Genomic DNA, 24,954 nt, shown 5'->3' with positions numbered 1-24,954 from the left:
GCCGATTGTTCGGCTAACCCCGCCAGTCAATTCGTGTCGAGCCGCTTTATCGCCGCCGCGCGAACCGCGAAGATTGCCAGCAAGGCCGGTGCGCGGCGAAAGCAGCGACCGGCACCCATCCATCGAAAGTCTTCCGACTGAGGAATGAAATCATGAGCAAGCTGACAGGCAAGGTCGCGATCGTCACGGGCGGTTCCAAGGGAATCGGCGCCGCGATCGCCAGGGCGCTGGCCGCCGAAGGCGCGTCGGTCGTCGTCAACTACGCGAGCAGCAAGGCGGGTGCCGACGCGGTCGTGAGCGCGATCGTCGAGGCGGGCGGCCGCGCGGTCGCGGTTGGCGGCGACGTGTCGAAGGCAGCCGATGCGCAGCGCATCGTCGATACCGCGATCGACACCTATGGCCGTCTCGACGTGCTGGTCAACAATTCAGGCGTCTACGAATTCGCGCCGATCGAGGCGATCACCGAAGAGCACTACCGCCGGCAGTTCGATACGAACGTGTTCGGCGTGCTGCTGACGACGCAGGCCGCCGTCAAGCATCTCGGCGAAGGCGCGAGCATCATCAACATCAGTTCGGTGGTGACGAGCATCACGCCGCCCGCGAGCGCCGTGTACAGCGGCACCAAGGGCGCCGTCGACGCGATCACCGGCGTGCTCGCGCTCGAGCTCGGGCCGCGCAAGATCCGCGTGAATGCGATCAATCCGGGCATGATCGTGACCGAAGGCACGCACAGCGCGGGCATCATCGGTTCGGATCTCGACAAGCAGGTGCGCAGCGAGACGCCGCTCGGCCGCCTCGGCGAGCCGGACGACATCGCGTCGGTTGCCGTGTTCCTCGCATCGGACGATGCCCGCTGGCTGACCGGCGAGCGCCTCGTCGCGAGCGGCGGGCTGCACTGATCGCGCGAGTCGGCGCGCTCCTACGCGATCATCGCGAGCGCGTTCGCGCCGACATGCCAGCGCAGGCTTTCGACGACGAGTGCGTGATCGCGTTCGTCGTCGAGCCCCGCGATCGTCATCGCGCCGACGATCCCGCCGCCGGCAAGCCGCAACGGCACGCCGCCGCCGTCGAGCGCATAGTCGGCGTCCGACAATCCCTGCGACTGCAATGACCAGCCGGCACGGCGAAAGCGCGCGCCGACCTCGAGCGAACTGACGCCGAAGCGAAGCACCGTGTTCTGCCGGCGGCGGATCGCGTCGCTGTCGTCCGCGCGGCTGCCGTCCAGCGCGCAATAGAACAGCGGTGCGGCTTCGCCGACGATGCCGACCGCGATCGGCAGCCCGCGGCGCGACGCGAGATTGACCGCGATGTCGCCGAGCCGGCGCGCGACGTCGGCATCGAAGTGCGACAGCATCGGCGCCGACGCAGTGTCGCTCAAGGGCGTGGGTGCGAAGCGCGGGAAGTGGGTCGCCATGGCAGCTCCGTGTCGTCGCAAATCCGGCTCGTGCGCGCGTCCTCGGCGAGTGCCGCGCGCCAGCCGTCGATCGTTCAGCGCGTCAGCGCTTTAACGCCTGGGTGCCGCGTCGAGCATCCACTCGTGCGCGGGATCGTTCTTGAACGCCCACGCGCGGCTCGGTCCGGCCATCACGTTCAGGTAGTACAGGTTGTAGCCGTGCGGCGCGACCACCGGGTGATAGCCGCGCGGCACCATCACCACGTCGTGGTTCTCGACCGCGCACGCTTCGTCGAGGCTGCGATCGTCCGTGTACACGCGCTGGAACGCGAAGCCCTGCGGCGGATCGATCCGGTGGTAATAGGTTTCCTCGAGCGACGTTTCGTCGGGCGCCGCGTCGCGATCGTGCTTGTGCGGCGGATAGCTGCTCGAGTGGCTCGCGGGCGTGATCACTTCGACGACGAGCAGCCGGTCCGCGGCCGGGTTGTCGCCCATCAGGATGTCGCACACGTAGCGCGTGTTGGTACCTTGCCCGCGCACCGCGCGGCGCATCCGTTCGCCGTCGAGGCGCTGCACGCGCTTGTCGCCGCTCGCGTACGGCGCGGTGCACAGCGCGACCTCCGCATCGCGCGTCGCGACCAGCGTGACGGTCTTGCCGCCCGGCACGTACAGCGCGTCCGGCGACACTTCCTCGAACACGCTGTCGCGCTTGCCGAGTGCGTCGTAGGTCTCGCCGTCGACTTCGGCGCGCAGCGTGCCCGTGAGCACGACGACGCACAGTTCGCGCGTGCCCGTGTCGAGCGTTTCGGTGTCGCCGGCCTTCAGGCGCAGCGCGCGAAAGCCGACGTGTTTCCAGCCGGCCGACTCGGGCGTCACGTTGCAGATTTCGCGGTCGGCGGATGCCTTGACCAGCAGGGGGGAAATCGTCATGGCGTGAGGTTCCTCGATGAAGTGACAGGGCTTACGCGCTCAACCGGTCGACGATCGCGCGCAGCGACTCGTAGCCCTTCTTCGCATACTGATAGCTCGGCGCGACGGCCGGGTCCTGCTCGGCCTCGACGACGAGCCAGCCTTCGTAGCCGGCGTCCTTCAGCGTGCGCAGCGTCGCTTCGTAATCGAGCGCGCCGTCGCCGGGCACGGTGAAGGTGCCGTTGATCACGCCGTTCAGGAAGCTCCAGCCGCCGTTGCGCGCCTGCGTGACGACCTGCGGCCGCACGTCCTTGCAGTGCACGTGCACGACGCGCGCCACGTGCTTCTTCAGCAGTGCGACCGGATCGGCCGCGCCGCCGAAATAGGCGTGGCCCGTGTCGAACAGCAGGAACACCTTCGCGGGATCGGTCAGCGCCATCAGCCGGTCGACGTCGTCCGGCGATTCGACGTATGCGCCCATGTGATGATGGTAGGCGAGCTTGATCCCGTAGGTCTCGAGCAGGTGCGCGCCGAACGCATCGAGGCGCGCCGCGTAGCGCCGCCAGGTGTCATCGTCGACGAAGCGCGGCCGCTTCGCGACCGGCGTGTCGATGCTGCCCTGGATCGTGCCCGCGCATTCGCCGTACACCACGACCTTCACGTCGTTGAACTGCAGCTTCGTCAGGTGCGCGCGGCAGCGCTCGATTTCGGCAGCGACCGCATCGGCATCGCTCATGCCCGGCTCGACTTCCGCCAGGAAGCCCGAATACCAGCCCGACACGCACACGAGCCCGAATTCGGCGAGCTTCGCCTTCAGCTCGGGGCCCGTCTTCGGGAACTTGTTGCCGAGCTCGAAGCCGGCGTAGCCGATCTCGGCGCCTTCCTTGAGCGCCGTCTCGAGCGGCGTCTCGCCGCCGAGCGACGGCAGGTCGTCGTTCATCCACGACAGGGGATTGATACCGATGCGAACGTTCCAGCTCATGACTGCTTCCTTGGTTCGAATGTTGTTGTCGCGGGGCGGCAGGTTGATGGGGAAAGCGGGTCAGCGCCGCTGCCGGGTTTTCTCGTCGAGGTACGTCTGGTGCGCGCGTTCGACCCCGGCGCGCGCGGACACCTGCGGCACCGCGACTTCCCACCACGCGCCGCCGTCCGCGGTCGTGCGCTCGTGCGTCGTGTCGATCACGAGCACCTGGCTCGTCTTCGCCGCGCGCGCACGCTTCATTTCGCTGCGCAGCTCGCCGACGTCGCGCACGTGCACGGCTTCGGCGCCCATCGCGCGCGCATGCATCGCGAAGTCGATCGTCGAGCGTTCGCCGCCTTCCGGCACGCAGTCGTCGAGCATGTTGTTGAAGCTCGCGCCGCCGCAGTTCAACTGCAGCCGCTCGATGCAGCCGTAGCCGCGGTTGTCGAGGATCACGACGACGAGCTTGCGGCCGAGCATCACGGACGTCGCGAGTTCCGCGTTGAGCATCATGTACGAGCCGTCGCCGACGATCACGATCACTTCGCGCTCGGGCCGCGCGAGCTTCGCGCCGAGGCCGCCCGCGATCTCGTAGCCCATGCACGAGTACGCGTAGTCCATGTGGTAGTTGCCCGGCACGCCGCTGCGCCACAGCTTGTGCAGTTCGGCCGGCAGCGTACCGGCCGCGCAGACGACGAGATCGTCGCGCGCGCTGTCGCGCCCCGCGTCGGCCGCGGAGTCGCGCACCGCGCCGATCACTTCCGCGTCGTACGGCAGCGTGTCCTTCGGCACGCGCGTGGTCAGCTCGGTCACGCGCGCGTTCCACGCGGCGGCCTGATCCCGGTTCGAGGCCGTCCACGCCGGTTCCGCGCGCCAGCCCGCGAGCGCGGCCGACAGCTGGCCGAGGCCCGTGCGCGCATCGGCGATCAATTGACGGCCGCGCTTCTTGCCCGCGTCGAACGGTTGCACGTTCAGGCTCAGCAGCGTCGCATGGCCGAACAGCGCATGCGAGCCGGTCGTGAAGTCCTGCAGGCGCGTGCCGACCGCGAACACCACGTCGGCCTGCGCGGCCGCGCGGTTCGCCGCGGGCGAGCCCGTCACGCCGATCGACCCGAGGTTCAGCGGGTGGTCCCACGCGAGGCTGCCCTTGCCGGCCTGCGATTCGGCGACCGGCACGCCGTGCGTGTCGGCGAACGTGCGCAGCGCGTCCCATGCCTGGCTGTACAGCACGCCGCCGCCGGCGACGATCAGCGGTTTCTTCGCGGCCTTCAGCACGTCGAGCGCATCGGCGAGTTCGAGCGCGTCGGCCGGCGGCCGGCGCATCCGGATCACCGGCGGCGCGAAGAAGTCCTCCGGCCAGTCGTACGCGAAAGTCTGCACGTCCTGCGGCAGCGCGAGGCACACGGGCCCGCACTGCGCCGGGTCGGTCATCACCTGGATCGCGCGCGGCAGCGCGACGAGCAGTTGCTCGGGCGACGTGATCCGGTCGAAGTAGCGCGTCACCGGCCGGAAGCAGTCGTTCGCGCTGACGTCGCCCTGTTCGAAATCCTCGACTTGCTGCAGCACCGGGTCGGGCAGCCGCGACACGAACACGTCGCCGGGCAGCAGCAACAGCGGCAGCCGGCCGACGTGCGCGAGCGCGGCGGAGGTCAACATGTTGGTGGCGCCGGGGCCGATGCTCGACGTCGCGGCCATCATCCGCTGGCGGAAATTCGCTTTCGCGAACGCGACGGCCGCATTCGCCATCCCTTGCTCGTTGTGCGCGCGGAACGTCGGCAGCCGGTCCTTCTCGGCATGCAGCGCTTCGCCGAGCCCGGCCACGTTGCCGTGGCCGAAGATCGCGAACACGCCGCCGCAGTACGGCAGGATCTCGGTGCGGCCGTCCGGCTGGACGACTTCGGCGCGCAGGGCGGCCAGGTAGCGCACGAGCGCCTGGCTGACGGTCAGTCTCACGGTGGTGGTCATCGTCTGTCGATCAAGAGGAGTCGGGTGGTCATCACGGGCATCGGCATCAGGCCGCGGCGGCGGCGCGCGCGGCAGCGGCGGCGGCACGGCGGCCGAGCCACGCGTCGACCAACTGCGCGAAATTGCCGGCCACTTCATCGATCAGCGCCTGGTCGTCGATCCGGCCGGCGAGCCACTGCAGCGACGCATCGGCCCACAGCGTGCGGCCGACCATGAAGCCCTTGACGATCGGGTTGGTCGCCGAGCGGAAGCTGTCGACGAGGTATTGCAGCGGCTGGTTCAGCCCGAGGATCACGGCGCCACGGCAGTGCGGGTCGCGCTCGGCCACCAGTGTCTCGAGCCGCGCCCAGCCGTCGGCGCTCATCGGCGCGAGCTTCCACCACTCGGGCAGCACGCCGAGGTTGTAGAAGCGCGCGACCGTGCGCAGCACCGCGTCGTCCTCGGTGCCGGCCGGCGTGACCGCGCGCGGCGGAATGATTTCCAGCAGCAGCTCGTTGCCGCTCGCACGCGTGGCTTCCCACAGCTCCAGCACGCGCTGCTCCTGAGCGACGCGCAGGTCGACGTCGTCGTCGGGGTGGTAGTGGACGAGGCACTTCACGACCTGTTCGGTCGGCCAGTGCGTGAGCGACGAGCCGACCGAGCGCGTGTCGTCGAAGCACAGCGGCCGCGAGCCGGGCAGCTCGACCGGGCGGCCGACCCACCAGCCGCGGCCGGTGGCCGACGCGAGCGCGTCGCTGCCGTATGCGCCGCCGTCGATCAGCACGCCGACATGGCCTTCGATATGGCGATCGCGCTCGACCTGTTCGGCCGCGCGCACGAGCAGGCGCTTCAGCGTCTTGATCCGCGCTTCGTCCGCGCCGGCCTGCACCGCGAGTTCGTAGAACTGGCTGCGATGGTCGAACGCCATCACGCACAGGTCGTCCCATGCGCGGCGCGGCACCGTCACGCGATGCAGGTGCGCGAGCGTGCGATCGGCGTCCACCTGCGGATTGCGGCTGCCGCCGAACCAGTGTTCGAGTTCGGCCGGTGTCGGCATCGCGGCCGAGCACGCGTGGCGCGACACGACGATCGCGCCGCACGCATTCGCGATGCGCGTCGATTCGGCCCAGTCGCGCCCGCGCAGCAGCCCGGACAGCAGGCCCGACAGGAACGCGTCGCCCGCGCCGAGCACGTTCAGTACGTCGACGCGTTCGCCGTGGAAGGTCGGCGCATCCTCGATGCGCGCGGGGATGTCGCCCTCGATCACGCAGCAGCCGAGCGCGCCGCGCTTGACCACCAGCGCCGCGCCGCTCGCGCGGCGCACGGCCTGCAGCGACGCGATCAGGTCGTGCGGCACGCCGCCCGCGATCAGGAATTCCTCCTCGGTGCCGACCAGCAGGTCGAACTCGCCGAGCACCTGCTGCAGTTGCCGCGTGACCTGCGCGTCCGGCACGTAGCGGTTCTCGCCCGCGCCGCGCGCGGTCAGCCCCCACAGCACCGGCCGGTAGTCGATGTCGAGGATCCGCACGACGCCGTGGCGGCGCGCGTAGCCGAGCGCGGTCAGCGACGCCTCGCGGGTGCCCGGCGTCGACAGATGGGTGCCGGTGATCGCGAGCGCGCGGCAGCCGGCGATGAAGTCCTCGCGGATCTCGTCGGCGCGCACGGCCATGTCCGCGCAGTTCTCGCGCACGAACAGCAGCGGGAACGTGTCGCGATCCTTCAGCCCGAGCAGCACCAGCGCGGTCAGGCGTTCCGGATCGGTCTGCAGCTCGCTCGTGTCGCAGCCTTCGCGCTCGAGCGTCTCGCGCACGAAGCGGCCCATCTGCTCGTCGCCGACGCGCGAGATCATCGCGGTCTTCAGCCCGAGCCGGGCGACGCCGAACGCGACGTTGCCGGACGAGCCGCCGAGGTACATCTGGAAGCTGCGCGCGTCTTCGAGGCGGCTGCCGTACTGTTGCGCGTAAAGGTCCACGGCGACGCGGCCGAGGCAGGCGAGATCGATGGGGCGGTCAGTCGGAAAGTTCAACGGGCTCATATCACGTATCACGCTCGCGGCCGGCGTTCGACCCTGCCGGCAGATTGAGGGACCGATCCCGCGACGGCTGTCCGTCACGTGCGCGGCATGACACGAGTGCGCCTGCCGCAAGGAATCGGGCTACGGAACGGAGTCTAGACTTTTTGGAAATCCAGTTCCCTAGGTGAAATCACGTAGAAATAAATTTCCAAATTTTCGAGGAAGTGATCTACAGTTTCATCCGGATGCTTCAGTCCGAATCGGATTCGATCGGACTCGGCCCGGCGGCGCGCAACGCGCCGCTTTCCGCCCCCCGGAGATGAGGAGACAGAGTGATCATGAAGACCAAGCTGATGGCCGCCGCGGCCGCCGCAATCCTGGCCATGCCGGTCGCGCATGCCGAGAAGATCGGCGTGACGATGGCATCGTTCGACGACACGTTCCTGACGATCCTGCGCAACAGCATCAGCGATGCGGCGAAGAAGGACGGCGCGACCGTGCAGATCGAGGACGGCGGCAACGACGTCGGCAAGCAGTTGAGCCAGGTCCAGAACATGATCGCGCAGAAGGTTGACGCGATCATCGTGAACGCGGTCGACACCGACGCGACGCCGAAGATCACGAAGATGGCGACCGCCGCGAAGATTCCGCTCGTCTACGTGAACCGCAAGCCGGTCGATTTCGACAAGCTGCCGACAGGCGTCGCGGTGGTCGCGTCCGACGAGAAACAGTCGGGCACGCTGCAGGCGCGCCAGGTGTGCAAGCTGCTCGGCGGCAAGGGCGACATCCTCGTGCTGATGGGCGAGCTGTCCAACGAGTCGGCCCGCGCGCGCACCAAGGACATCGAGGACGTGATCGCGACCAAGGACTGTTCCGGCATGAAGATCGTCGACAAGCGCGAAGGCAAGTGGAGCCGCACGCAGGGCCAGGACATCACGATGAACTGGCTGAGCTCCGGGACGAAGTTCGACGCGATCGTGTCGAACAACGACGAAATGGCGATCGGCGCGATCAATGCGCTGAAGGCCGCGCGCAAGTGGACGCCGAAGACGGTCGTCGCGGGCATCGACGCGACGCCGGACGGGCTCGCGTCGATGAAGAGCGGCGACCTGAAGGTGTCCGTGTACCAGAACGCGGCCGGGCAGGGCACGCAGGCCGTCGCGGCCGCGCTCAAGCTCGCGAAGAAACAGCCCGTCGACCGCTTCGTGAACGTGCCGTTCGAGCTCGTCACGCCGGAGAACATGAACCAGTACGCGAAGCACTGACCGGTTTTTCCGCAGAACTGCGCGGGCCCGGCGCGTCCGGGTTCGCGTGTGACTTTCGAGGAACGTCCATGTTTACAGCCAGGATGGCGCGCTCGATGGCCAGCGAAAGCGCGCCGGCCGCCTCGTTCGCCGCACCGGGTTCGCCCGGTGCGCCCGGTTCCGATTGCCTGCTCGAGGTGCGCGGCGTCGGCAAGTCGTTTCCCGGCGTCGTCGCGCTCGACGGCGTGCAGTTCCGCGTGCGCCGCGGCACCGTGCATGCGCTGATGGGCGAGAACGGCGCCGGCAAGTCGACGCTGATGAAGATCATCGCCGGCGTCTACACGCCCGACCAGGGCGAGATCCTGATCAACGGCGAGCCAGTCGTGCTGAACGGCCCGCTCGACGCGCTCGATCGCGGGATCGCGATGATCCACCAGGAACTCAACCTGATGCCGTACATGACGGTCGCGGAGAACATCTGGATCCGCCGCGAACCGAAGAACCGTTTCGGCCTGATCGATCACGCCGAGCTGCGCCGCCGCACCGCCGCGTTGTTCGAACGGCTGTCGATCGACATCGATCCGGAAGCCGACGTGCGCACGCTGACGGTCGCGAGCCGCCAGATGGTCGAGATCGCGAAGGCCGTGTCGTTCGACTCCGACGTGCTGATCATGGACGAGCCGACCTCCGCGCTGACCGACAAGGAGGTCACCCACCTGTTCCGCATCATTCGCCAGCTGCGCGAGCAGGGCAAGGGCATCGTCTACATCACGCACAAGATGAACGAGCTGTTCGAGATCGCCGACGAGTTCTCGGTGTTCCGCGACGGCAAGTACATCGGCACGCACGCGTCGACCGACGTCACGCGCGACGACATCATCCGGATGATGGTCGGCCGCGAGATCACGCAGATGTTCCCGAAGGAAGAGGTGCCGATCGGCGACGTCGTGCTGGCCGTGAAGAACCTCGGCGTCGACGGCGTGTTCCGCGACGTCAGCTTCGAGCTGCGCGCGGGCGAGATCCTCGGCGTCGCGGGCCTCGTCGGTTCGGGGCGCTCGAACGTCGCGGAGGCGCTGTTCGGCGTCGTGCCGGCCACCTCGGGCGAGATCCTGATCGACGGCAAGCCGGTGCGCATCGCCACGCCCGCGCAGGCGATGAAGCACGGGATGGCGTTCCTCACCGAGGACCGCAAGGACACCGGCTGCTTCCTGAATCTCGACCTGCTCGCGAACATGGAAGCGGCGGTGCTCAGCAACCGCTACGTGAAGTTCAATTTCGTGCGGCAGGCGCAACTGAAACGCGACTGCGAGGAAATGAGCCGGATGCTGCGCGTGAAGACGCCCGGGCTGCACGAGGAAATCCAGAACCTGTCGGGCGGCAACCAGCAGAAGGTGCTGATCGGCCGCTGGCTGCTGACGCAGCCGCGCATCCTGATCCTCGACGAGCCGACGCGCGGGATCGACGTCGGCGCGAAGGCCGAGATCCACCGGCTCGTCAGCGCGCTCGCCGGCAAGGGTGTCGCGGTGCTGATGATCTCGTCGGAAATGCCGGAAGTGCTCGGCATGAGCGACCGCGTGATGGTGATGCACGAAGGCCGGATGACCGGCATCGTCGAACGCAAGGACGCCGACCAGGTCCGCATCATGGACCTGGCCTCGCGCTGAGCCGCAACAAGCATGGAGACAACTGAAATGGGCAACCTGAATCCGGTCGCGGACGCGCAGTCCATGACGATCAAGACGCGGCACGCGAAGTGGCCGCCCGAACTGAGCATCTTCCTGGTGCTGGTGGGCATCAGCCTGTTCTTCGAGGTGATCGGCTGGGTCGTCGTCGGCCAGAGCTTCCTGTTCAACGCGGAGCGGCTCGAGATCATCGTGCTGCAGATGGCCGTGATCGGCATCATCGCGGTCGGCGTGAACCTCGTGATCATCACCAGCGGGATCGACCTGTCGTCGGGGTCGGTCGTCGCCGCGGCGGCCGTCGTGTCGGCCAGCCTCGCGCAGGTGTCCGATTTTCCGCGCGCGGTGTTCCCGCACCTGACCGACCTGCCGGTCATCTGGCCGGTGCTGGCGGGCGTGTGCGTCGGGCTGCTGGTCGGCCTCCTGAACGGCTCGCTGATCGCGCTGACGGGGATCCCGCCGTTCATCGCGACGCTCGGCACGATGGTCGCCGCGCGCGGTTTCGCGAAGTGGTTCACCAACGGGATGCCGGTGTCGATGCTGACCGACCCGTTCGCGGCGATCGGCTCGGGTGCGAACCCGGTGATCATCTTCCTGGTGGTGGCCGCGATCTTCCACGTCGTGCTGCGCTACACGCGCTTCGGCAAGTACACCTATGCGATCGGCGCGAACCGCCACGCGGCCGTCGTGTCGGGCATCAACGTCACGCGTCACCTGGTGTTCGTCTATGCGATCGCGGGCCTCCTGAGCGGGATCGCCGGCACCGTGACGGCCGCGCGTGCGATCTCCGGCCAGTCGGGCATGGGCGTGATGTACGAGCTCGACGCGATCGCGGCGGTCGTGATCGGCGGCACGTCGCTGTCGGGCGGCCTCGGGCGCGTGACGGGCACCGTGATCGGCGTGCTGATCCTCGGCGTGATGACGTCGGGCTTCACGTTCATCCGGATCGACGCGTACTACCAGGAGATGGTCAAGGGCGCGATCATCGTCGCGGCCGTGATCGCCGACCAGTACCGCAACAAGAAGTCCCGCCGCTGACCTGCCGCGACCGAACACGAAACCGCCCGGGAAGAAGATGAAGATCGCTCTGGATCCCTACATGATTCGCCACCTGCCGCTCGACCGCCTGCCGTATGCGGTCGCCGAACTCGGCTACGACCAGATCGAGCTGTCGCCGCGCAGCGACTTTCTCGACTGGTGGGTGATGCCGCGTGCGACGCGCGAGCGCATGGCCGCGTTCCGGCAGGCGCTGCGCGCGAGCGGCGTGGGCCTCGCGTCGTTGCAGCCGATGTACCGCTGGGCCAGCCCGTTCGAGGACGAGCGGCAATGGGCGGTGCGCTGCTGGAAGAAGGCGATCGAGGTTGCGCTCGAGATGGAGTGCACGCTGATGGTGTCGGAGTTCGGGCGCGGCGCGTCGCCGGAGCGCTCGGTCGGCGAGCGGCCGGGCGCGAACCCGAAGGAGCTGTGCGAGGCCGCATGGTTCCGTTCGATGGACGCGCTGCTGCCGATCCTCGAGCGCGAACGCATCGTGCTGTCGGTCGAACCGCATCCGGAGGACTGGATCGAGCAGCTGCAGCCGGCGATCGACATCGTCACGAACATCGGCTCGCCGTCGCTGAAGCTGTCGTACATCGCGCCGCACACGTTCTACTACGGCGACGACATGGCCGCGATGATCGCGCAGGCCGCGCCGATCCTCGCGCATGTGCGGGTGGCCGACACCTTCGACCACCGCAAGAGCAGCCAGCTGCGCTACATCGTGAACCCGCCCGGCTCGAACCAGATCCGCGTGCACCAGCATCTCGATATCGGGCAGGGCGAGATCGACTGGGACATGTTCTTCGGCGCGCTCGGCGAGGCCGGCTTCGACGGCGTGATGTCGTCGTGCGTGTTCGCGTGGGAGGACCGCGCGGAAGCGTCGTCGCGCTACATGCGCGAGACGATCCGGCGCTACGTCGAGCGCCATTTCGCGCGCGCGGCGGCGCGCTGACTCATGACTGACCGGCGCGGCACGGGCCGCGCCGTTGATGAACGACAGACTGGAGATATCCGGATGACCTTGCAAATCGGCGTGATCGGCTGCGGCGCGATCGGCCAGGACCATATCCGCAGGCTCACGCGCACGCTGTCCGGCGCGCGCGTGGTGGCCGTCAACGACATCGATCCGCAGCAGGCGCGCGATGCGGTGACGAAGTACGGGCTCGACGCGGAAATCTACGGCGACGGCCACGAAGTGGTCGCGGCCGCCGCCGTGCAGGCCGTGCTCGTCACGTCGTGGGGGCCGACGCACGAAGCGTTCGTGCTCGACGCGATCGCGCACGGCAAGCCGGTGTTCTGCGAGAAGCCGCTCGCGGTGACGGCGGAAGGCTGCATGCGGATCGTCGAGGCCGAGGTCGCGCACGGCCGCCGGCTCGTGCAGGTCGGCTTCATGCGGCCATACGACGAAGGCTATCGCGCACTCAAGCGCGTGATCGACAGCGGCGAGATCGGTGCGCCGCTGATGCTGCATTGCGCGCACCGCAACCAGTCGGTCGGCGAGCGCTACACGACCGACATGGCGATCACCGACACGCTGATCCACGAGCTCGACGTGCTGCGCTGGCTGCTCGGCGAGGACTATGCGAGCGCGCAGGTCGTCTATCCGAAGAAGACGCGCCACGCGAGCGCGCATCTCGCCGATCCGCAGATCGTGCTGCTCGAAACCGCGAGCGGCGTGCGCATCGACGTCGAGATCTTCGTCAACTGCCAGTACGGCTACGACATCCAGTGCGAGGTGGTCGGCGAGAACGGCATCGCGAAGCTGCCCGATCCGCCGGCCGTCGGGCTCAAGCACGCGGCGCGGCAGTCGGTCGAGATCATGACCGACTGGAAGGAGCGCTTCATCGCGTCGTACGACGTCGAGCTGCAGGCATTCATCGACGGCGTGCGGCAGGGCGCGCTGACCGGCCCGTCCGCGTGGGACGGCTATGCGGCGGCGGTCGCGGCCGACGCCTGCGTGCGCGCGCAAAAGAGCGGGGCGGTCGAACCGATCGCGATGGCCGAACGCCCGGCGTTCTATCGCGGTTGACCCGCGGCCGCGCGCCGCTTTCCTGCCGGACTGACCGACATGACCATGAAGATTGGCTGCGCGCCCTGCTGCTGGGGCGTCGACGACGTGAACAACCCGCACCTGCCGCCCTGGCGGCACGTGCTCGCCGAGGCCGCGCAGGCCGGCTACTCGGGCATCGAGCTCGGGCCCTACGGCTATATTCCGCTCGACCTGGACGTGGTGAGCGCCGAGCTCGAGCGGCAGCGCCTGAGCATGACCGCCGGCACGATCTTCGACGACCTGGTGTCGCCGGAGAACTTGCCGAACCTGCTGCGCCAGACGCGCGAGATCTGCGCGCTGATCACGCGGCTGCCGAAGCTGCCGACGCAGCACGGCCAGCGTTACGCGGGGCCGTACCTGGTCGTGATGGACTGGGGGCACGAGGAACGAGACTACGCGGCCGGCCACGCCGATCGCGCGCCGCGGCTGTCCGACGAGCGCTGGGCGGGCATGGTCGATCATATCCGCCAGGTCGCGACCGTCGCGCGCGACGAATTCGGCGTGCGTGCGGTGATCCATCCGCATGCGGGCGGCTACATCGAGTTCGCGGACGAGATCGACCGGATCGTCGCCGACATCGCGGCCGACACGGCGGGCCTGTGTCTCGACACCGGCCACCTGTACTACTCGGGGATGGATCCCGAGACGTGGCTGCGCCGGCATGCGGCGCGGCTCGACTACGTGCATTTCAAGGATATCGACGCGGCCGTGTACGACGCGGTGATGGGCGAGCACATCGCGTTCTTCGCGGCCTGCGCGCGCGGCGTGATGTGCCCGATCGGCAATGGCGTGCTCGACTACCGCGCGATTCGCCGCGCGCTCGACGACATCGGCTATGCCGGCACCATCACGATCGAACAGGAGCGCGATCCGCGCAACGCCGGCACGAGCCTGCGCGACGTCGCGGCGAGCCGCGCGTTTCTCGCATCGGCCGGATTCGCGTGAGCGACCGACGGCTCGCGCCTCTGAACACACGATGAAAACCTGAATACGGACAGGAACACGACAATCATGATCGACGGACAGATTCTGCTAGGACATTCGATTCCCTGGGGCATGGTCGGCGGCGGGCTCGGCAGCCAGATCGGCTACAGCCACCGGTCGGCCGCGTTGCGCGACGGCAGCTTCCAGCTGGTCGCCGGCGCATTCGATATCGATGCCGAGCGCGGCCGGCAATTCGGCGTGAAGCTCGGCGTCGACGCCGGGCGCTGCTATCCCGACTACCGGACGATGTTCGAGGCCGAGGCGAAGCGCGCCGACGGCATTCGCGCGGTGTCGATCGCGACGCCGAACAACACGCACTTCGAGATCTGCCGCGCGGCGCTGAACGCGGGGCTGCACGTGGTCTGCGAGAAGCCGCTGTGCTTCACGACCGAGGAGGCCGAGGCGCTGCAGCGGCTGTCGGTCGAGAAGAACCGCATCGTCGGCGTCGCGTACGGCTATTCAGGTCACCAGATGATCGAGCAGGCGCGCGAGATGATCGCGCGCGGCGATCTGGGCGAGATCCGCATCGTGCAGATGCAGTTCGCGCACGGGTTTCACAGCGAGGGCGTCGAGGCCGCGAGCGCGGCCGCACGCTGGCGCGTCGACCCGAAGTTCGCGGGCCCGAGCTACGTGCTCGGCGACATCGGCACGCACCCGCTGTACATCTCGGAAGTGATGGCGCCCGAGCTGAAGATCCGCCGGCTGATGTGCTCGCGGCAAAGCTTCGTGAAGAGCCGCGCGCCACTCGAGGACAACGCGTTCACGATCATGGAATACGACACCGGCGCGATCGGCTACGTGTGGTCGAGCGCGGTGAACGCGGGTTCGATGCACGGGCAGAAGGTGCGCGTGATCGGCTCGAAGGCGAGCGTCGAATGGTGGGACGAGCATCCGAACCAGTTGCGCTACGAGATCCAGGGGCAGCCCGCGCAGGTGCTCGATCGCGGAATGGGCTATCTGCATCCGCACGCATTGCGCGAAGACCGCATCGGCGCCGGGCATCCGGAAGGGTTGTTCGAAGCGTGGTCGAACCTCTATGCGCGCTTCGCGCTCGCGATGGACGCGGCCGATCGCGGCGACGCGCAAGCGTTGCAGCAGATCCGCTTTCCGGACGTCCACGCGGGCGTCGAAGGCGTGCGGTGGGTCGAGAACTGCGTGCGGTCCGCCGATGCCGGCGGCGTGTGGGTCGACTATCGTTGAGCCAGGGCCGGCCGATGCGCGGTGTCGGCCGGCGGCCTCGGGCGTCGGCGTTCACGTCGGTAGACACCCTAATCTTTACGGCACGGCGAGAGCGATGGAAAATCGTTTCCAGAATCGCCGTGGAGCGTGTGCAGGTGATGATCGAGCGCGTGGGAGCGAGCGTGCGGCACGGGCCGTGCCGCAAACGTGATTAAATTCGCCCTTCATGCATGTATCCAGGGGAGTCCCGGGCCGCGCCCGTCAGCCGCGCGCGCATCGGGGCCGTCAACTTCGCGCCATCCGATGAGTTCATCCGAGAATCCTCCCGCCACCGTCGAACAGTTCCTGCAGCATCTGACGCAGGAGTACGACGGCCTCAGCAACCGCCTGAAGGTGATTGCGCGTCATGTGGAAACGCATCGGGACCAGCTTGGCCTCGAAGGCATCCAGTCGCTCGCGGAGGCGTGCGGGGTCCAGCCGTCGGCCGTCGTGCGGTTCGCGAAGCATTTCGGCTTTTCCGGCTTCTCCGAGATGCAGCGATTGTTCCGCGAGGGCCTGGCCCAGCAGATCGCGCCGGGCCGTGCGTACAACCTGCGATTGCGCGACGTGATCGACGCGGGCTCGTCGAGCCTGCAGCCCGAACAGATCGCCGACGAATTCATCAAGGGCAGCATTGCCGGGATGCAGCAGCTGCGGCAGACGCTCGACCCGCAGGCGCTCGCGCAGGCCGTCGACCTGCTCGCCGACACGCAGGCGATCTGGATCGCCGGCTCGCGCCGCGCGTTTCCGATCGCCGTGTATCTCGACTATGCGCTGCAGCACACCGACAAGCGCATCGGCCTGTTCAGCGCGCTCGGCAGCATGCATCTCGGGCAGATCCGGTCGGTGCGCGAGGGCGACGTGATGATCGTGATCTCGTTCATGCCGTATGCGGAAGAGACGGTGCAGGTCGCGCAGCAGGCCGTGCAGCGCGGCGCGCGCCTGATCGCGATCACCGACAGCCGGATGAGCCCGCTCGCGCGGGAGGCCGAGGTGACGCTGATGGTGCAGGACAGCGCGACGTTCGGGTTCCGCGCGCTGACCGCGACGATGGGCCTCGCGCAGAGCCTGTTCGTGGCGCTCGCCTACCGGCTCGAACTGTCGTACCTGCCGACCGCCGACGGCGCGCACGACACGAAGGCCGGCTGACGCCGGCCTTCCGTGTGCCTGCCGCCCGCGGGATCGACCGGCGGGCGGCGTACCGGCAACGCTTACTTCGCGGTCGGCATCGCGAACTCGGCACCCTTGCCGATGCTCGACGACCAGCGCTGCATCACCGACTTCTGGCGCGTATAGAAGCGCACGCCTTCCTCGCCGTACGCATGCATGTCGCCGAACAGGCTCTTCTTCCAGCCGCCGAAGCCGTGCCATGCCATCGGCACCGGGATCGGCACGTTGATGCCGACCATGCCGACCTGGATGCGCCGCGCGAATTCGCGCGCGATGCCGCCGTCGCTCGTGAAGCACGCGACGCCGTTGCCGAACTCGTGCGCGTTGATCAGGTCGACCGCTGCGCCGAAGTCCTTCACGCGCACGCAGCCGAGCACGGGCCCGAAGATTTCTTCCTTGTAGATGCGCATGTCGGGCGTCACGTGATCGAACAGCGTGCCGCCGGTGAAGAAGCCTTCCTCGCGGCCCGGCACGCGCAGCCCGCGGCCGTCGACCACCAGTTGGGCGCCTTCGCCGACGCCTTGCTCGATATAGCCTTCGATGCGCTTCAGCGCGTCGCCGGTGACGATCGGACCCATCTCCACTTCCGGCGACATCCCGTCGCCGATCACCAGCTTGCGCGCGCGCTCGGCGACCGCCGGCACGATCCGGTCGGCCACGTCGCCGACCAGCACCGCGATGCTGATCGCCATGCAGCGTTCGCCGGCCGAGCCGTACGCGGCGCCGATCAGCGCGTCGACCGCCTGCTCGATGTTCGCGTCGGGCATCACGACGAGGTGGTTCTTCGCGCCGCCGAGCGCCTGCACGCGCTTGCCCGACTGCACCGCGCGCTGCTGCACGTAGGCCGCGATCGGCGTCGAGCCGACGAAGCTGACGGCCTGCACGTCCGGATGGTCGAGCAGCGCGTCGACCGCACCCTTGTCGCCCTGCACGACGTTGAACACGCCGGCGGGCAGGCCGGCCTGCGTGAGCAGGTCGGCCATGAACAGCGCCGCCGACGGGTCGCGTTCGCTCGGCTTCAGCACGAACGTGTTGCCCGTCGCGAGCGCGACCGGGAACATCCAGCACGGCACCATGCACGGGAAGTTGAACGGCGTGATCCCGGCGACGACGCCGAGCGGCTGGCGCATCGTCCAGTTGTCGATGCCGGTGCTGACCTGGTCGGTGAAGTCGCCCTTCAGCAGTTGCGGCACGCCGCATGCGAATTCGACGATGTCGATGCCGCGTGCGACTTCGCCCTGCGCGTCGGAGAACACCTTGCCGTGCTCGGCCGTGATGATCGCCGCGAGCGTGTCGCGGTGCTCGTTCATCAGCTGCAGGAAGCGGTGCAGCACGCGTGCGCGGCGGATCGGCGGCGTCGCGGCCCAGGCCGGGAAGGCGGCGTGGGCGGATGCGACGGCCTGCTGCACTTCGTCGTCGCCGGCGAGCGCGACGCGGCGCACCGCGCGGCCGAGCGCCGGGTTGAGGACGTCCTGGAAGCGGCCGCTGCGGCCGGCGACGGGCGCGCCGTCGACATAGTGGCCGACGTCGGCATCGGACGCGTAGGCGGGAACCGGGTTCATCGTGTCTCCTGAGGATCGGTGGGTGGACGGAACCTAGTCTAGGCAAAGCGGCGGGGCGGGAGAAGGCCGCGCAGCTTGATTCACTGTTCAGAATTCTGAATAATCAGTGGATGAATCAGCAAAATGTCCAGGCGCTTTGGCCGCATATCCACTCGCTGACGGTACTGGCCGCGGCAGGCAGTTTCACGGCCGCCGCGCAGCGGCTCGGCATCAGCAAGGCCGCGATGAGCCAGCGCATCGCCGATCTCGAGAAGGCGGCCGGCGTGCCGCTCGTGCGGCGCACGACGCGCAGCGTGCGGCTCACGGACGCGGGGCAGACGCTGGTCGACAGCACGCGCGACGCGTTCGAGTCGATCGGCCAGCACTTCGCGCGCGTGAAGGACCTGGCCGGCGAGCCGCGCGGGCTGCTGCGCGTGACGGTGCCCGTCGCGCTCGGGCGCCAGCAGGTCGTGCCGCACCTGCCCGATTTCCTGCGGCAGCATCCGGGCGTGCATATCGAACTCGACCTGTCCGACCGGCTGCATTCGCTGACGCAGGAGGGCTTCGACCTCGCGATTCGCCATACGACGACCGCGCCGCAAACCCACGTCGCGTGGAAGCTGTGCGACACGCGCTCGCTGCTGGTCGCGAGCCGCGACTACCTCGACGCGCGCGGCGCGCCGCGCCACCCGAGCGAACTCGTCGACCACAGCTGCCTGTGCTACCTGCGCGACAACGAACCGGCCGCCTGGAGTTTCGAGCCGGACGGCCGGCGGCGCCAGCGTGTCAGCGTGCCGGTGCGCGGCAGCTTCGCGGCCAACAACAGCGAGGCGATGCGCGAGGCCGCGCTCGGCGGGCTCGGCATCGCGCTGCTGCCGGATTTCAGCGCGCAGCGCGATCTCGACGCCGGCCGGCTCGTCGCGCTGCTCGACGGCTGGCGGCCGTCGGGCGCGTTCGGCGACCACATCTTCGCGATCCGGCCGTACAGCCCGGTCGTGCCGAGCGCGGTGCGCGCGCTCGTGCGGCACCTGCGCGAGCGGCTGGCGGGCGGTTTCTCGGGCGCCTGACGGGCGAGCGCGGGTGCGCCGCGCCGCACGGCCGGGTCCTGGCCGCGCGGGCAGGGGTGGCCGCGCTGCGGTAAAATCGCCGCTTCCTCCCGCGCCCGTGTGGCGCGTCATTCGAAGGTCGACAGCCGATGCAGATTCACAAGGAAGTGGACGCGCGCGGGCTCAATTGCCCGTTGCCGATCCTGCGCGCCAAGAAAGCGCTCGCCGATATGGAGAGCGGGCAGATCCTCAAGGTGCTCGCGACCGATCCGGGTTCGCAGCGCGATTTCGCCGCGTTCGCGAAGCAGACGGGCAACGAGATCGTCGAAGTGACGACCCAGGACAAGACCTTCGTGTTCCTGATGCGCCGCCGCTGACGGCCCGCATCGCGCGCCGCTTGCGGCCCCGAGCGCCTCTGGCGTTCCTGACAATTCTTAAACCTCGTCGCACGGCCGGCTGCGTATACTGACCCGGCCGGTCGTCCGTCTCGGATGGATGCACCGGCCACGGTACGTCATACGAGGCGGGCACGGGGGCCATGCCTGACGCTACCGTCGTACAAACGGGGAGAGGACATGTCCTTCAGACCAGGGACCATTCGAAGTCCGTCCGCAGCGGAATGCATTGCGCCCGCACGCGCGGCGGGGTTGAGCCGGATCGAGCTCGACCCGCAACAGGATCGCCACGCGCGTGCCGCACTGGAGGCGTATGCCGATTCGGCGGCGGCCGAGATGCCGTGGCTGGCCGAATCGCTCGACGAACGGCTGCGCGGCGCCGCGCAGGACGACGGCGCGGGCTTCACGTATTGCGGTGCGACGATCGAGCGCGTGTTCGATCTCGCCCATGCGTGGGCGGCGAACCAACCCGACTACGCGGCGCCGGCGTGGGAGCGTGTGCGCGGCCAGCTGGAGCGCATGCTGCAGCAGCCGATGCCGGGGCAGCCCATGCTGCGCCACGTGCCGACCGACGAGCTGGCCGAGCCGGTGGCCGGCATGGCGAGTGCCGGCTAGGCGCGAGATCCTGCGACGGGAAGGATTATTCGAATAAAGGACCGTAGTCTTCGCAATTTCTTGGCGAATTTCATACTACTATGATGAAATCGCCGGTTCGTCCGTGCCCCGTTTTTGAGATATTTTGCCGGGGTGCCGTGTCGCGCAGGTTGCGCACGCGGCAAACGACGGCTCGCCGGCCGGTGTCGGGCGCAGCGTGCGTTGCGCTGCGGGGTGAGCGCGGGGAGCTGAACTGGACGAATCGATTTCGATTTGCGGGGTGCTATGAGAATTGCTGTACTGGATGACGATCCGGCCCAGACGGATTTCGTCAGTCAAACGCTGACGGCCGCCGGCCACACGTGCTATGCGTTCAAGGAAGGCAAGGCCCTGAAGAAGCGTCTGCAGCGCGAGACGTTCGATCTGCTCGTGCTCGACTGGAACGTGCCTGACATGTCCGGCGAGGAAGTGCTCAAGTGGGTGCGTGCGAACCAGACCGAGCACAGCCTGCCGATCATCTTCATGACGAGCCGCGACGACGAGGCGGGGATCACGCAGATTCTCAACGCCGGCGCCGACGACTACGTGGTCAAGCCCGTGTCGGGCCCGATCCTGCGCGCGCGCATCGGCTCGCTGCTGCGCCGTGCGTACCCGGTCAACGCGGAGGCGACCGTTCGCGAGTTCGACCAGTTCCGCTTCGACGTGAACCTGAAGCAGGCGTACGTCGGCGACAAGGCCGTGAGTCTCACGCAGAAGGAATTCGAGCTCGCGCTGCTGCTGTTCCAGCATCTCGACCGGCCGCTGTCGCGCGCGCACATTCTCGATCTCGTGTGGAAGCAGGCGACCGACATTCCGTCGCGCACGATGGACACGCACATCTCGATGCTGCGCACGAAGCTCGGCCTGCGGCCGGAAAACGGCTATCGCCTCGCACCGATCTACGGCTACGGCTATCGGCTCGAGCGGGTCGGCCAGGGAGAACCGGAGTGACCCAGCGAATCACGCAGCGAACGGCGAGCTTGCGCACGGCGGCATTGCACGCGGCGTGCGCGGTCGCGTTTGCGTTCGCGGCGCAGCAGGCCGGCGCGCAGCCGCCCGCTGCCGTGGGCAAGACGGTCGTCTACCGCACGCATGCCGGCGACACGCTGTACGACGTCGCCGCGCGCTACCTGCAAGGTCCGGACGACTGGCAGCTGCTGCAACAGATCAACGGCGTGCCCGCGCCGAAGCACCTGCAGCCCGGCGTCGCGCTGAAGCTGCCGGTCGCGCGGTTGCGCAAGGAAAAGCTGACCGCGCGCGTCGTCGCGGTGCAGGGCACGGCCGAGCGCGCGTCCGGCGATGCCTACGCACCGCTCGTGAACGATGCGACGCTCACCGAGGGCGACCGCGTGCGCACCGGCGCGAACGGCTTCTTGACGCTCGAACTGGCCGACGGCACGCACATGAGCCTGCCGCCCGACAGCCAGCTCGACCTGAAGACTTTGCGCCGCACCGTGCTGACCGGCACGCTCGACCGCGAGTTCGAGCTCACGCGCGGCTCGGTCGACAGCGAAGTCACACATCTGAAGAAACGCGACGACCGCTTCCAGATCCGCTCGCCGTCGGTCGTGGCCGGCGTGCGCGGCACGCGGTTCCGCGTGAATTACGACGCCGCCGGCAACGCCGCGACGCGCGTCGAAGTGCTCGACGGCACCGTCGGCGTCGCGGGCAAGCAGCAGCCGGCCGACCCGACGCTCGTGCATGCGAACTACGGCAGCGTCGCGACGTCGTCCGGCGCGGTCGGCGCGCCCGTGCAACTGCTGCCGGCGCCCGCGCTCACGCATCCCGACAAGGTGCAGGACGAGCCCGATCTCACGTTCGACATCGCGCCGCTCGAGCATGCGCACGCCTATCACCTGCAACTCGCGCGCGACGCGGGCATGCTCGAACTGTTCAGCGAAGCGCGCACGGTCTCGTCGCGCGCGGTGTTCCGCGAGGTGCCGAACGGCACGTACTTCGTCCGGATTGCCGCGATCGACGACAACGGCCTCGAAGGCATGCCGCACATTTACGCGTTCGAGCGGCGCCTGATGGGGATCGATGCGACCGCGTCGGCCGGCCCGAACGGCTATGAGTTCCGCTGGTCGCCGAACGGCGCGGCCAAGGACGCGCATTATCGGTTCGTGCTGTCGCGCTCGAAGGACCTGAGCGCGCCGGTCGTCGACCAGATGGGCCTGCAGGCGCACAGGATCACGGTCGCCCACCTGCCGCCCGGCGACTACTACTGGGCGGTGACGGTCGAGGAGTTCGAGGGCGGCAAGTTCTATCAGAAGACGAGTCCGGTCAGCGCGTTCACGTTGTCGCGCTGACCCGCGACGCATGAAATCCGACTCCGTTTCCCCGCGGCGGCGCCTCGGCCGCCGCTTCCTGATCGAGTGGATCGCGATCGGCTGCCTCGGGATCGCGGTGATTCTCGCGTGCGCGCTCGGCCGGTTGTCGTCGAGCGTCGACGGGCTGATCTACGACCGGCTGCTGATGCTGCGCAGCCTGCCGCTGTCGCCCGACGTCGTCGTCGTCGACATCGACAACCAGAGCGTGTCCGCACTCGGCCGCTGGCCGTGGCCGCGCAGCGTGCACGCGCGGCTGCTCGACACGCTGGCGCGGGCGCAGCCGGCCGCGGTCGTCTACGACGTGCTGTTTACCGAGCAGTCGCCCGAGGATCGCGCGTTCGCGGACGCGATGGCCCGCGTGCCGACCTTCCTGCCCGCCTTGCTGAGCCCCGAGCAGGCGGACGGCACGCGCACCGTCGATCCGCCGGTGGCCGAGCTGTCGGCCCGCGCGATGGGGCTCGGCCACATCAATCTCGAAGTCGATCCCGACGGCATCGTGCGCAGCGTCGCGCTGTTCGAAAGCGACGGACGCGTGCGCTGGCCGCAGCTGATGGTGCCCGTCTACCGCGCGATCCAGGCCGGCCGGCTGCATCCGGTCGGCGGTGCGCCCGGCGCACATGCGCACGACCTGTCGCGCGACGCGACCGGCGACGGCCGCTACCTGATCCCGTTCAGCCGCAGCACGCCCGCGTATCCGACGCTGTCGTTCGACGACGTGCTCGAAGGGCGCGTGAAACCCGACGCGCTGCGCGGCAAGATCGTCGTGGTCGGCGTGACCGCATCGGGCCTCTATGACCGCTTCGCGACGCCGGTGTCGGGCGACTTCGGCCCGCTTGCCGGCGTGTACATCCATGCGAACGTGCTCGACATGCTGACGACCGGCAGCGCGATCCTGCCTGTGTCGCGCGCCGGGCTGTTCGTCGCGTCGCTGCTGCCGCTCACGGTGCTGCTGGGCGGTTTCCTGATGCTGTCGCCGTGGCGCGCGCTGCTGCTGACGCTGAGCCTGGCCGCGCTGGCCGTCGTCGCGAGCCTGGCGCTGCTGTTCGAGGCGCGCGTGTGGCTGTCGCCCGCGCCGGCGATCTTCGGGCTGGTCGCCGTGTACCCGATCTGGAACTGGCGGCGCCTGGAAATGACGATGTCGTACCTGCGCCGCGAGCTGCAGCGGCTGGCCGACGAGCCGCACCTGCTGCCCGAGGCGCCGCGCACGCGCAGCGTCGGCGGCGACGTGCTCGAACGGCAGATGGCGCTGATGGCGCAGGCGGCGCAGCGCGTGCAGGACATGAAGCGCTTCGTGTGGGACAGCCTCGACAGCATGCCGGAGCCGATCTTCGTCACCGACCTGGCCGGGACCGTGCTGATCGCGAACCACGCGGCGAAGCACTACGGGTCGCGGCTCGCGCTGCCGCTGCCGGAAGGGCGGCCGCTGCGCGCCGCGCTCGGCGAGCTGACCTTCATGAAGACCGTCGACGGCAACGCCGAACACGACGTCACGATCCGCGAACACTGGCCGGCCGCGCTCGACCCGACGCTCGGGGCCGAGGACGACGCGATGGCGCGCGGCATCGAGGTGCGCGATCGCGACGGGCTTGACCATCTGTTACGCTATGCCCCGTGTACGAACGCGCAGGGCCACGTGACGGGCTGGATCGCCGGTCTCGTCGACGTGACCGAGCTGCACGCGGCCGAGCGGCAGCGCGAGGAGGCGCTGCACCTGCTGTCGCACGACATGCGCTCGCCGCAGTCGTCGATCCTCGCGCTCGTCGAGATCGAGCGCGATCGGGTCGAAACCGACGCGATGCGCGGGCTGCTCGCGCGGATCGAGCGCTATGCACACCGTGCGCTGTCGCTCGCCGACGAGTTCGTGCAGCTGGCGCGCGCGGAGTCGCAGGCGTACCAGCTCGAGCCGACGAGCCTGGTCGACGTGCTGATCGACGCGAGCGACGAAGTCTGGCCGCAGGCGCAGGCGAAGCGTATCCGCATCGCGACCGACGTCGGCACCGACATGTGCTGGACGCGCGCTGACCGCTCGCTGATCACGCGCGCATTCGTCAACCTGCTGAACAACGCGGTCAAATACAGTCCGTCCGACACGGTGATCGCGTGTACGCTGACGGTCGAGCACGCATCGAGGCGGATGTTCTGTACGATTCGCGATCAGGGGTACGGCATCGCGCCGGAAGATCAGCGGCATCTGTTCGAGCGTTTCAAGCGGTTCCATGCCGGCGAGCGGCCCGAAATCTCGGGCTCCGGGCTCGGCATGGCATTCGTGAAGACGGTCGTCACGCGCCACGGCGGCAGCGTGACGGTCGACAGCGAAGTGGGTGTCGGCACCGCGGTGACGGTGTCGCTGCCCGCGATCGACGAGCCGTCCGCCTGACAGGGCCGGGCACGACGGCAGGCATTTG

Annotated in this window: 21 protein-coding genes; 15 read left to right on the top strand and 6 right to left on the bottom strand. The window is 68.6% G+C overall.

All coding sequences use genetic code 11. The features are described from left to right. The first annotated feature begins 152 nt into the window (after positions 1–152). Positions 153–899 (top strand): glucose 1-dehydrogenase, encoded by a 747-nt coding sequence (locus U5771_RS16885; RefSeq protein ID WP_322025021.1) that lies wholly within the window; start codon positions 153–155, stop codon positions 897–899. Positions 900–919: 20 nt separating this feature from the next. On the opposite strand, the gene U5771_RS16880 is transcribed toward U5771_RS16885, so the two are convergent. From U5771_RS16880 to U5771_RS16860, 5 genes are all read right to left on the bottom strand, one after another. Then, a complete protein-coding gene (locus U5771_RS16880) occupies positions 920–1,414 on the bottom strand; it encodes a heme-degrading domain-containing protein (protein WP_322025020.1) in 495 nt (164 codons plus the stop codon). A 90-nt stretch (positions 1,415–1,504) separates the two neighbouring features. Then, positions 1,505–2,323 carry a 5-deoxy-glucuronate isomerase gene (gene iolB, locus U5771_RS16875; RefSeq protein WP_322025019.1) on the bottom strand — a complete coding sequence of 273 codons (819 nt, stop codon included), beginning with the start codon at positions 2,321–2,323 and terminating at the stop codon, positions 1,505–1,507. Positions 2,324–2,354: 31 nt separating this feature from the next. Further along, positions 2,355–3,284, bottom strand: coding sequence for a myo-inosose-2 dehydratase (gene iolE / locus U5771_RS16870; RefSeq protein ID WP_322025018.1), 930 nt, complete (start codon positions 3,282–3,284; stop codon positions 2,355–2,357). A 60-nt stretch (positions 3,285–3,344) separates the two neighbouring features. Beyond that, positions 3,345–5,228, bottom strand: a complete 1,884-nt coding sequence (gene iolD, locus U5771_RS16865) for a 3D-(3,5/4)-trihydroxycyclohexane-1,2-dione acylhydrolase (decyclizing) (RefSeq protein WP_322025017.1) — start codon at positions 5,226–5,228, stop codon at positions 3,345–3,347. A 46-nt stretch (positions 5,229–5,274) separates the two neighbouring features. Continuing rightward, complete coding sequence (locus tag U5771_RS16860) at positions 5,275–7,242, bottom strand: bifunctional 5-dehydro-2-deoxygluconokinase/5-dehydro-2-deoxyphosphogluconate aldolase (RefSeq protein WP_322025016.1); 1,968 nt, start codon at positions 7,240–7,242, stop codon at positions 5,275–5,277. A gap of 317 nt (positions 7,243–7,559) precedes the next feature. On the opposite strand from U5771_RS16860, the gene U5771_RS16855 reads away from it, so the two are divergent. The 8 genes from U5771_RS16855 (at position 7,560) to U5771_RS16820 (ending at position 16,583) form a co-directional block, all read left to right on the top strand. Next, a complete protein-coding gene (locus U5771_RS16855) occupies positions 7,560–8,486 on the top strand; it encodes a sugar ABC transporter substrate-binding protein (RefSeq protein WP_322025015.1) in 927 nt (308 codons plus the stop codon). Between the two features lie 68 nt (positions 8,487–8,554). Then, a complete protein-coding gene (locus U5771_RS16850) occupies positions 8,555–10,129 on the top strand; it encodes a sugar ABC transporter ATP-binding protein (RefSeq protein WP_322025014.1) in 1,575 nt (524 codons plus the stop codon). Positions 10,130–10,156: 27 nt separating this feature from the next. Further along, positions 10,157–11,182, top strand: a complete 1,026-nt coding sequence (locus U5771_RS16845) for an ABC transporter permease (protein WP_322025087.1) — start codon at positions 10,157–10,159, stop codon at positions 11,180–11,182. A 37-nt stretch (positions 11,183–11,219) separates the two neighbouring features. Continuing rightward, complete coding sequence (locus tag U5771_RS16840) at positions 11,220–12,134, top strand: sugar phosphate isomerase/epimerase (protein WP_322025013.1); 915 nt, start codon at positions 11,220–11,222, stop codon at positions 12,132–12,134. 63 nt (positions 12,135–12,197) lie between these two features. Then, positions 12,198–13,211 (top strand): Gfo/Idh/MocA family oxidoreductase, encoded by a 1,014-nt coding sequence (locus U5771_RS16835; protein WP_322025012.1) that lies wholly within the window; start codon positions 12,198–12,200, stop codon positions 13,209–13,211. A 39-nt stretch (positions 13,212–13,250) separates the two neighbouring features. Beyond that, positions 13,251–14,177, top strand: a complete 927-nt coding sequence (locus U5771_RS16830) for a TIM barrel protein (protein WP_322025011.1) — start codon at positions 13,251–13,253, stop codon at positions 14,175–14,177. A gap of 66 nt (positions 14,178–14,243) precedes the next feature. Then, complete coding sequence (locus U5771_RS16825; RefSeq protein WP_322025010.1) at positions 14,244–15,416, top strand: Gfo/Idh/MocA family oxidoreductase; 1,173 nt, start codon at positions 14,244–14,246, stop codon at positions 15,414–15,416. A gap of 282 nt (positions 15,417–15,698) precedes the next feature. Then, the gene (locus U5771_RS16820; protein WP_322025009.1) at positions 15,699–16,583 is read left to right on the top strand and encodes a MurR/RpiR family transcriptional regulator; all 885 of its coding nucleotides are present in this window, start codon (positions 15,699–15,701) and stop codon (positions 16,581–16,583) included. A 62-nt stretch (positions 16,584–16,645) separates the two neighbouring features. Here the strand turns inward: U5771_RS16820 and U5771_RS16815 are convergent, their stop codons facing one another. Beyond that, positions 16,646–18,166, bottom strand: coding sequence for a CoA-acylating methylmalonate-semialdehyde dehydrogenase (locus U5771_RS16815; protein ID WP_322025008.1), 1,521 nt, complete (start codon positions 18,164–18,166; stop codon positions 16,646–16,648). Between the two features lie 110 nt (positions 18,167–18,276). Between U5771_RS16815 and U5771_RS16810 the strand changes: the two genes are divergently transcribed. The 6 genes from U5771_RS16810 to U5771_RS16785 all read left to right on the top strand — a co-directional run bounded on the left by U5771_RS16810 (position 18,277) and on the right by U5771_RS16785 (position 24,926). Beyond that, positions 18,277–19,212 (top strand): LysR family transcriptional regulator, encoded by a 936-nt coding sequence (locus U5771_RS16810; protein ID WP_124501038.1) that lies wholly within the window; start codon positions 18,277–18,279, stop codon positions 19,210–19,212. A gap of 128 nt (positions 19,213–19,340) precedes the next feature. Further along, positions 19,341–19,568, top strand: a complete 228-nt coding sequence (locus U5771_RS16805) for a sulfurtransferase TusA family protein (RefSeq protein WP_006753156.1) — start codon at positions 19,341–19,343, stop codon at positions 19,566–19,568. A 198-nt stretch (positions 19,569–19,766) separates the two neighbouring features. Further along, positions 19,767–20,201: a peptidase gene (locus U5771_RS16800; protein WP_322025007.1), complete on the top strand. Its 435-nt coding sequence runs from the start codon at positions 19,767–19,769 to the stop codon at positions 20,199–20,201. A gap of 264 nt (positions 20,202–20,465) precedes the next feature. Further along, positions 20,466–21,170: a response regulator transcription factor gene (locus U5771_RS16795; protein ID WP_006402120.1), complete on the top strand. Its 705-nt coding sequence runs from the start codon at positions 20,466–20,468 to the stop codon at positions 21,168–21,170. Further along, a complete protein-coding gene (locus U5771_RS16790) occupies positions 21,167–22,528 on the top strand; it encodes a FecR domain-containing protein (protein WP_322025006.1) in 1,362 nt (453 codons plus the stop codon). The genes U5771_RS16795 and U5771_RS16790 overlap by 4 nt, the downstream gene beginning before the upstream one ends. A 10-nt stretch (positions 22,529–22,538) precedes the next feature. After that, on the top strand, positions 22,539–24,926 hold the full coding sequence (locus tag U5771_RS16785) for a CHASE2 domain-containing protein (protein ID WP_322025005.1): 2,388 nt from the start codon (positions 22,539–22,541) through the stop codon (positions 24,924–24,926). The last annotated feature ends 28 nt before the right edge of the window (positions 24,927–24,954 follow it).

The organism is Burkholderia sp. BCC1977 (assembly GCF_905339595.1).
Classification (GTDB): Bacteria; Pseudomonadota; Gammaproteobacteria; order Burkholderiales; family Burkholderiaceae; genus Burkholderia.
Note: the sequence above shows the minus strand (reverse complement) of the source record. Positions and strands in the feature narration are given on the sequence as shown.

Bases quoted from the DNA above. Each gene is read 5' to 3' on its own strand.
- U5771_RS16885 (WP_322025021.1), top strand. From the start codon at position 153: ATGAGCAAGCTGACAGGCAAGGTCGCGATCGTCACGGGCGGTTCCAAG.
- U5771_RS16880 (WP_322025020.1), bottom strand. From the start codon at position 1,414: ATGGCGACCCACTTCCCGCGCTTCGCACCCACGCCCTTGAGCGACACT.
- iolB (WP_322025019.1), bottom strand. From the start codon at position 2,323: ATGACGATTTCCCCCCTGCTGGTCAAGGCATCCGCCGACCGCGAAATC.
- iolE (WP_322025018.1), bottom strand. From the start codon at position 3,284: ATGAGCTGGAACGTTCGCATCGGTATCAATCCCCTGTCGTGGATGAAC.
- iolD (WP_322025017.1), bottom strand. From the start codon at position 5,228: ATGACCACCACCGTGAGACTGACCGTCAGCCAGGCGCTCGTGCGCTAC.
- U5771_RS16860 (WP_322025016.1), bottom strand. From the start codon at position 7,242: ATGAGCCCGTTGAACTTTCCGACTGACCGCCCCATCGATCTCGCCTGC.
- U5771_RS16855 (WP_322025015.1), top strand. From the start codon at position 7,560: ATGAAGACCAAGCTGATGGCCGCCGCGGCCGCCGCAATCCTGGCCATG.
- U5771_RS16850 (WP_322025014.1), top strand. From the start codon at position 8,555: ATGTTTACAGCCAGGATGGCGCGCTCGATGGCCAGCGAAAGCGCGCCG.
- U5771_RS16845 (WP_322025087.1), top strand. From the start codon at position 10,157: ATGGGCAACCTGAATCCGGTCGCGGACGCGCAGTCCATGACGATCAAG.
- U5771_RS16840 (WP_322025013.1), top strand. From the start codon at position 11,220: ATGAAGATCGCTCTGGATCCCTACATGATTCGCCACCTGCCGCTCGAC.
- U5771_RS16835 (WP_322025012.1), top strand. From the start codon at position 12,198: ATGACCTTGCAAATCGGCGTGATCGGCTGCGGCGCGATCGGCCAGGAC.
- U5771_RS16830 (WP_322025011.1), top strand. From the start codon at position 13,251: ATGACCATGAAGATTGGCTGCGCGCCCTGCTGCTGGGGCGTCGACGAC.
- U5771_RS16825 (WP_322025010.1), top strand. From the start codon at position 14,244: ATGATCGACGGACAGATTCTGCTAGGACATTCGATTCCCTGGGGCATG.
- U5771_RS16820 (WP_322025009.1), top strand. From the start codon at position 15,699: ATGAGTTCATCCGAGAATCCTCCCGCCACCGTCGAACAGTTCCTGCAG.
- U5771_RS16815 (WP_322025008.1), bottom strand. From the start codon at position 18,166: ATGAACCCGGTTCCCGCCTACGCGTCCGATGCCGACGTCGGCCACTAT.
- U5771_RS16810 (WP_124501038.1), top strand. From the start codon at position 18,277: ATGAATCAGCAAAATGTCCAGGCGCTTTGGCCGCATATCCACTCGCTG.
- U5771_RS16805 (WP_006753156.1), top strand. From the start codon at position 19,341: ATGCAGATTCACAAGGAAGTGGACGCGCGCGGGCTCAATTGCCCGTTG.
- U5771_RS16800 (WP_322025007.1), top strand. From the start codon at position 19,767: ATGTCCTTCAGACCAGGGACCATTCGAAGTCCGTCCGCAGCGGAATGC.
- U5771_RS16795 (WP_006402120.1), top strand. From the start codon at position 20,466: ATGAGAATTGCTGTACTGGATGACGATCCGGCCCAGACGGATTTCGTC.
- U5771_RS16785 (WP_322025005.1), top strand. From the start codon at position 22,539: ATGAAATCCGACTCCGTTTCCCCGCGGCGGCGCCTCGGCCGCCGCTTC.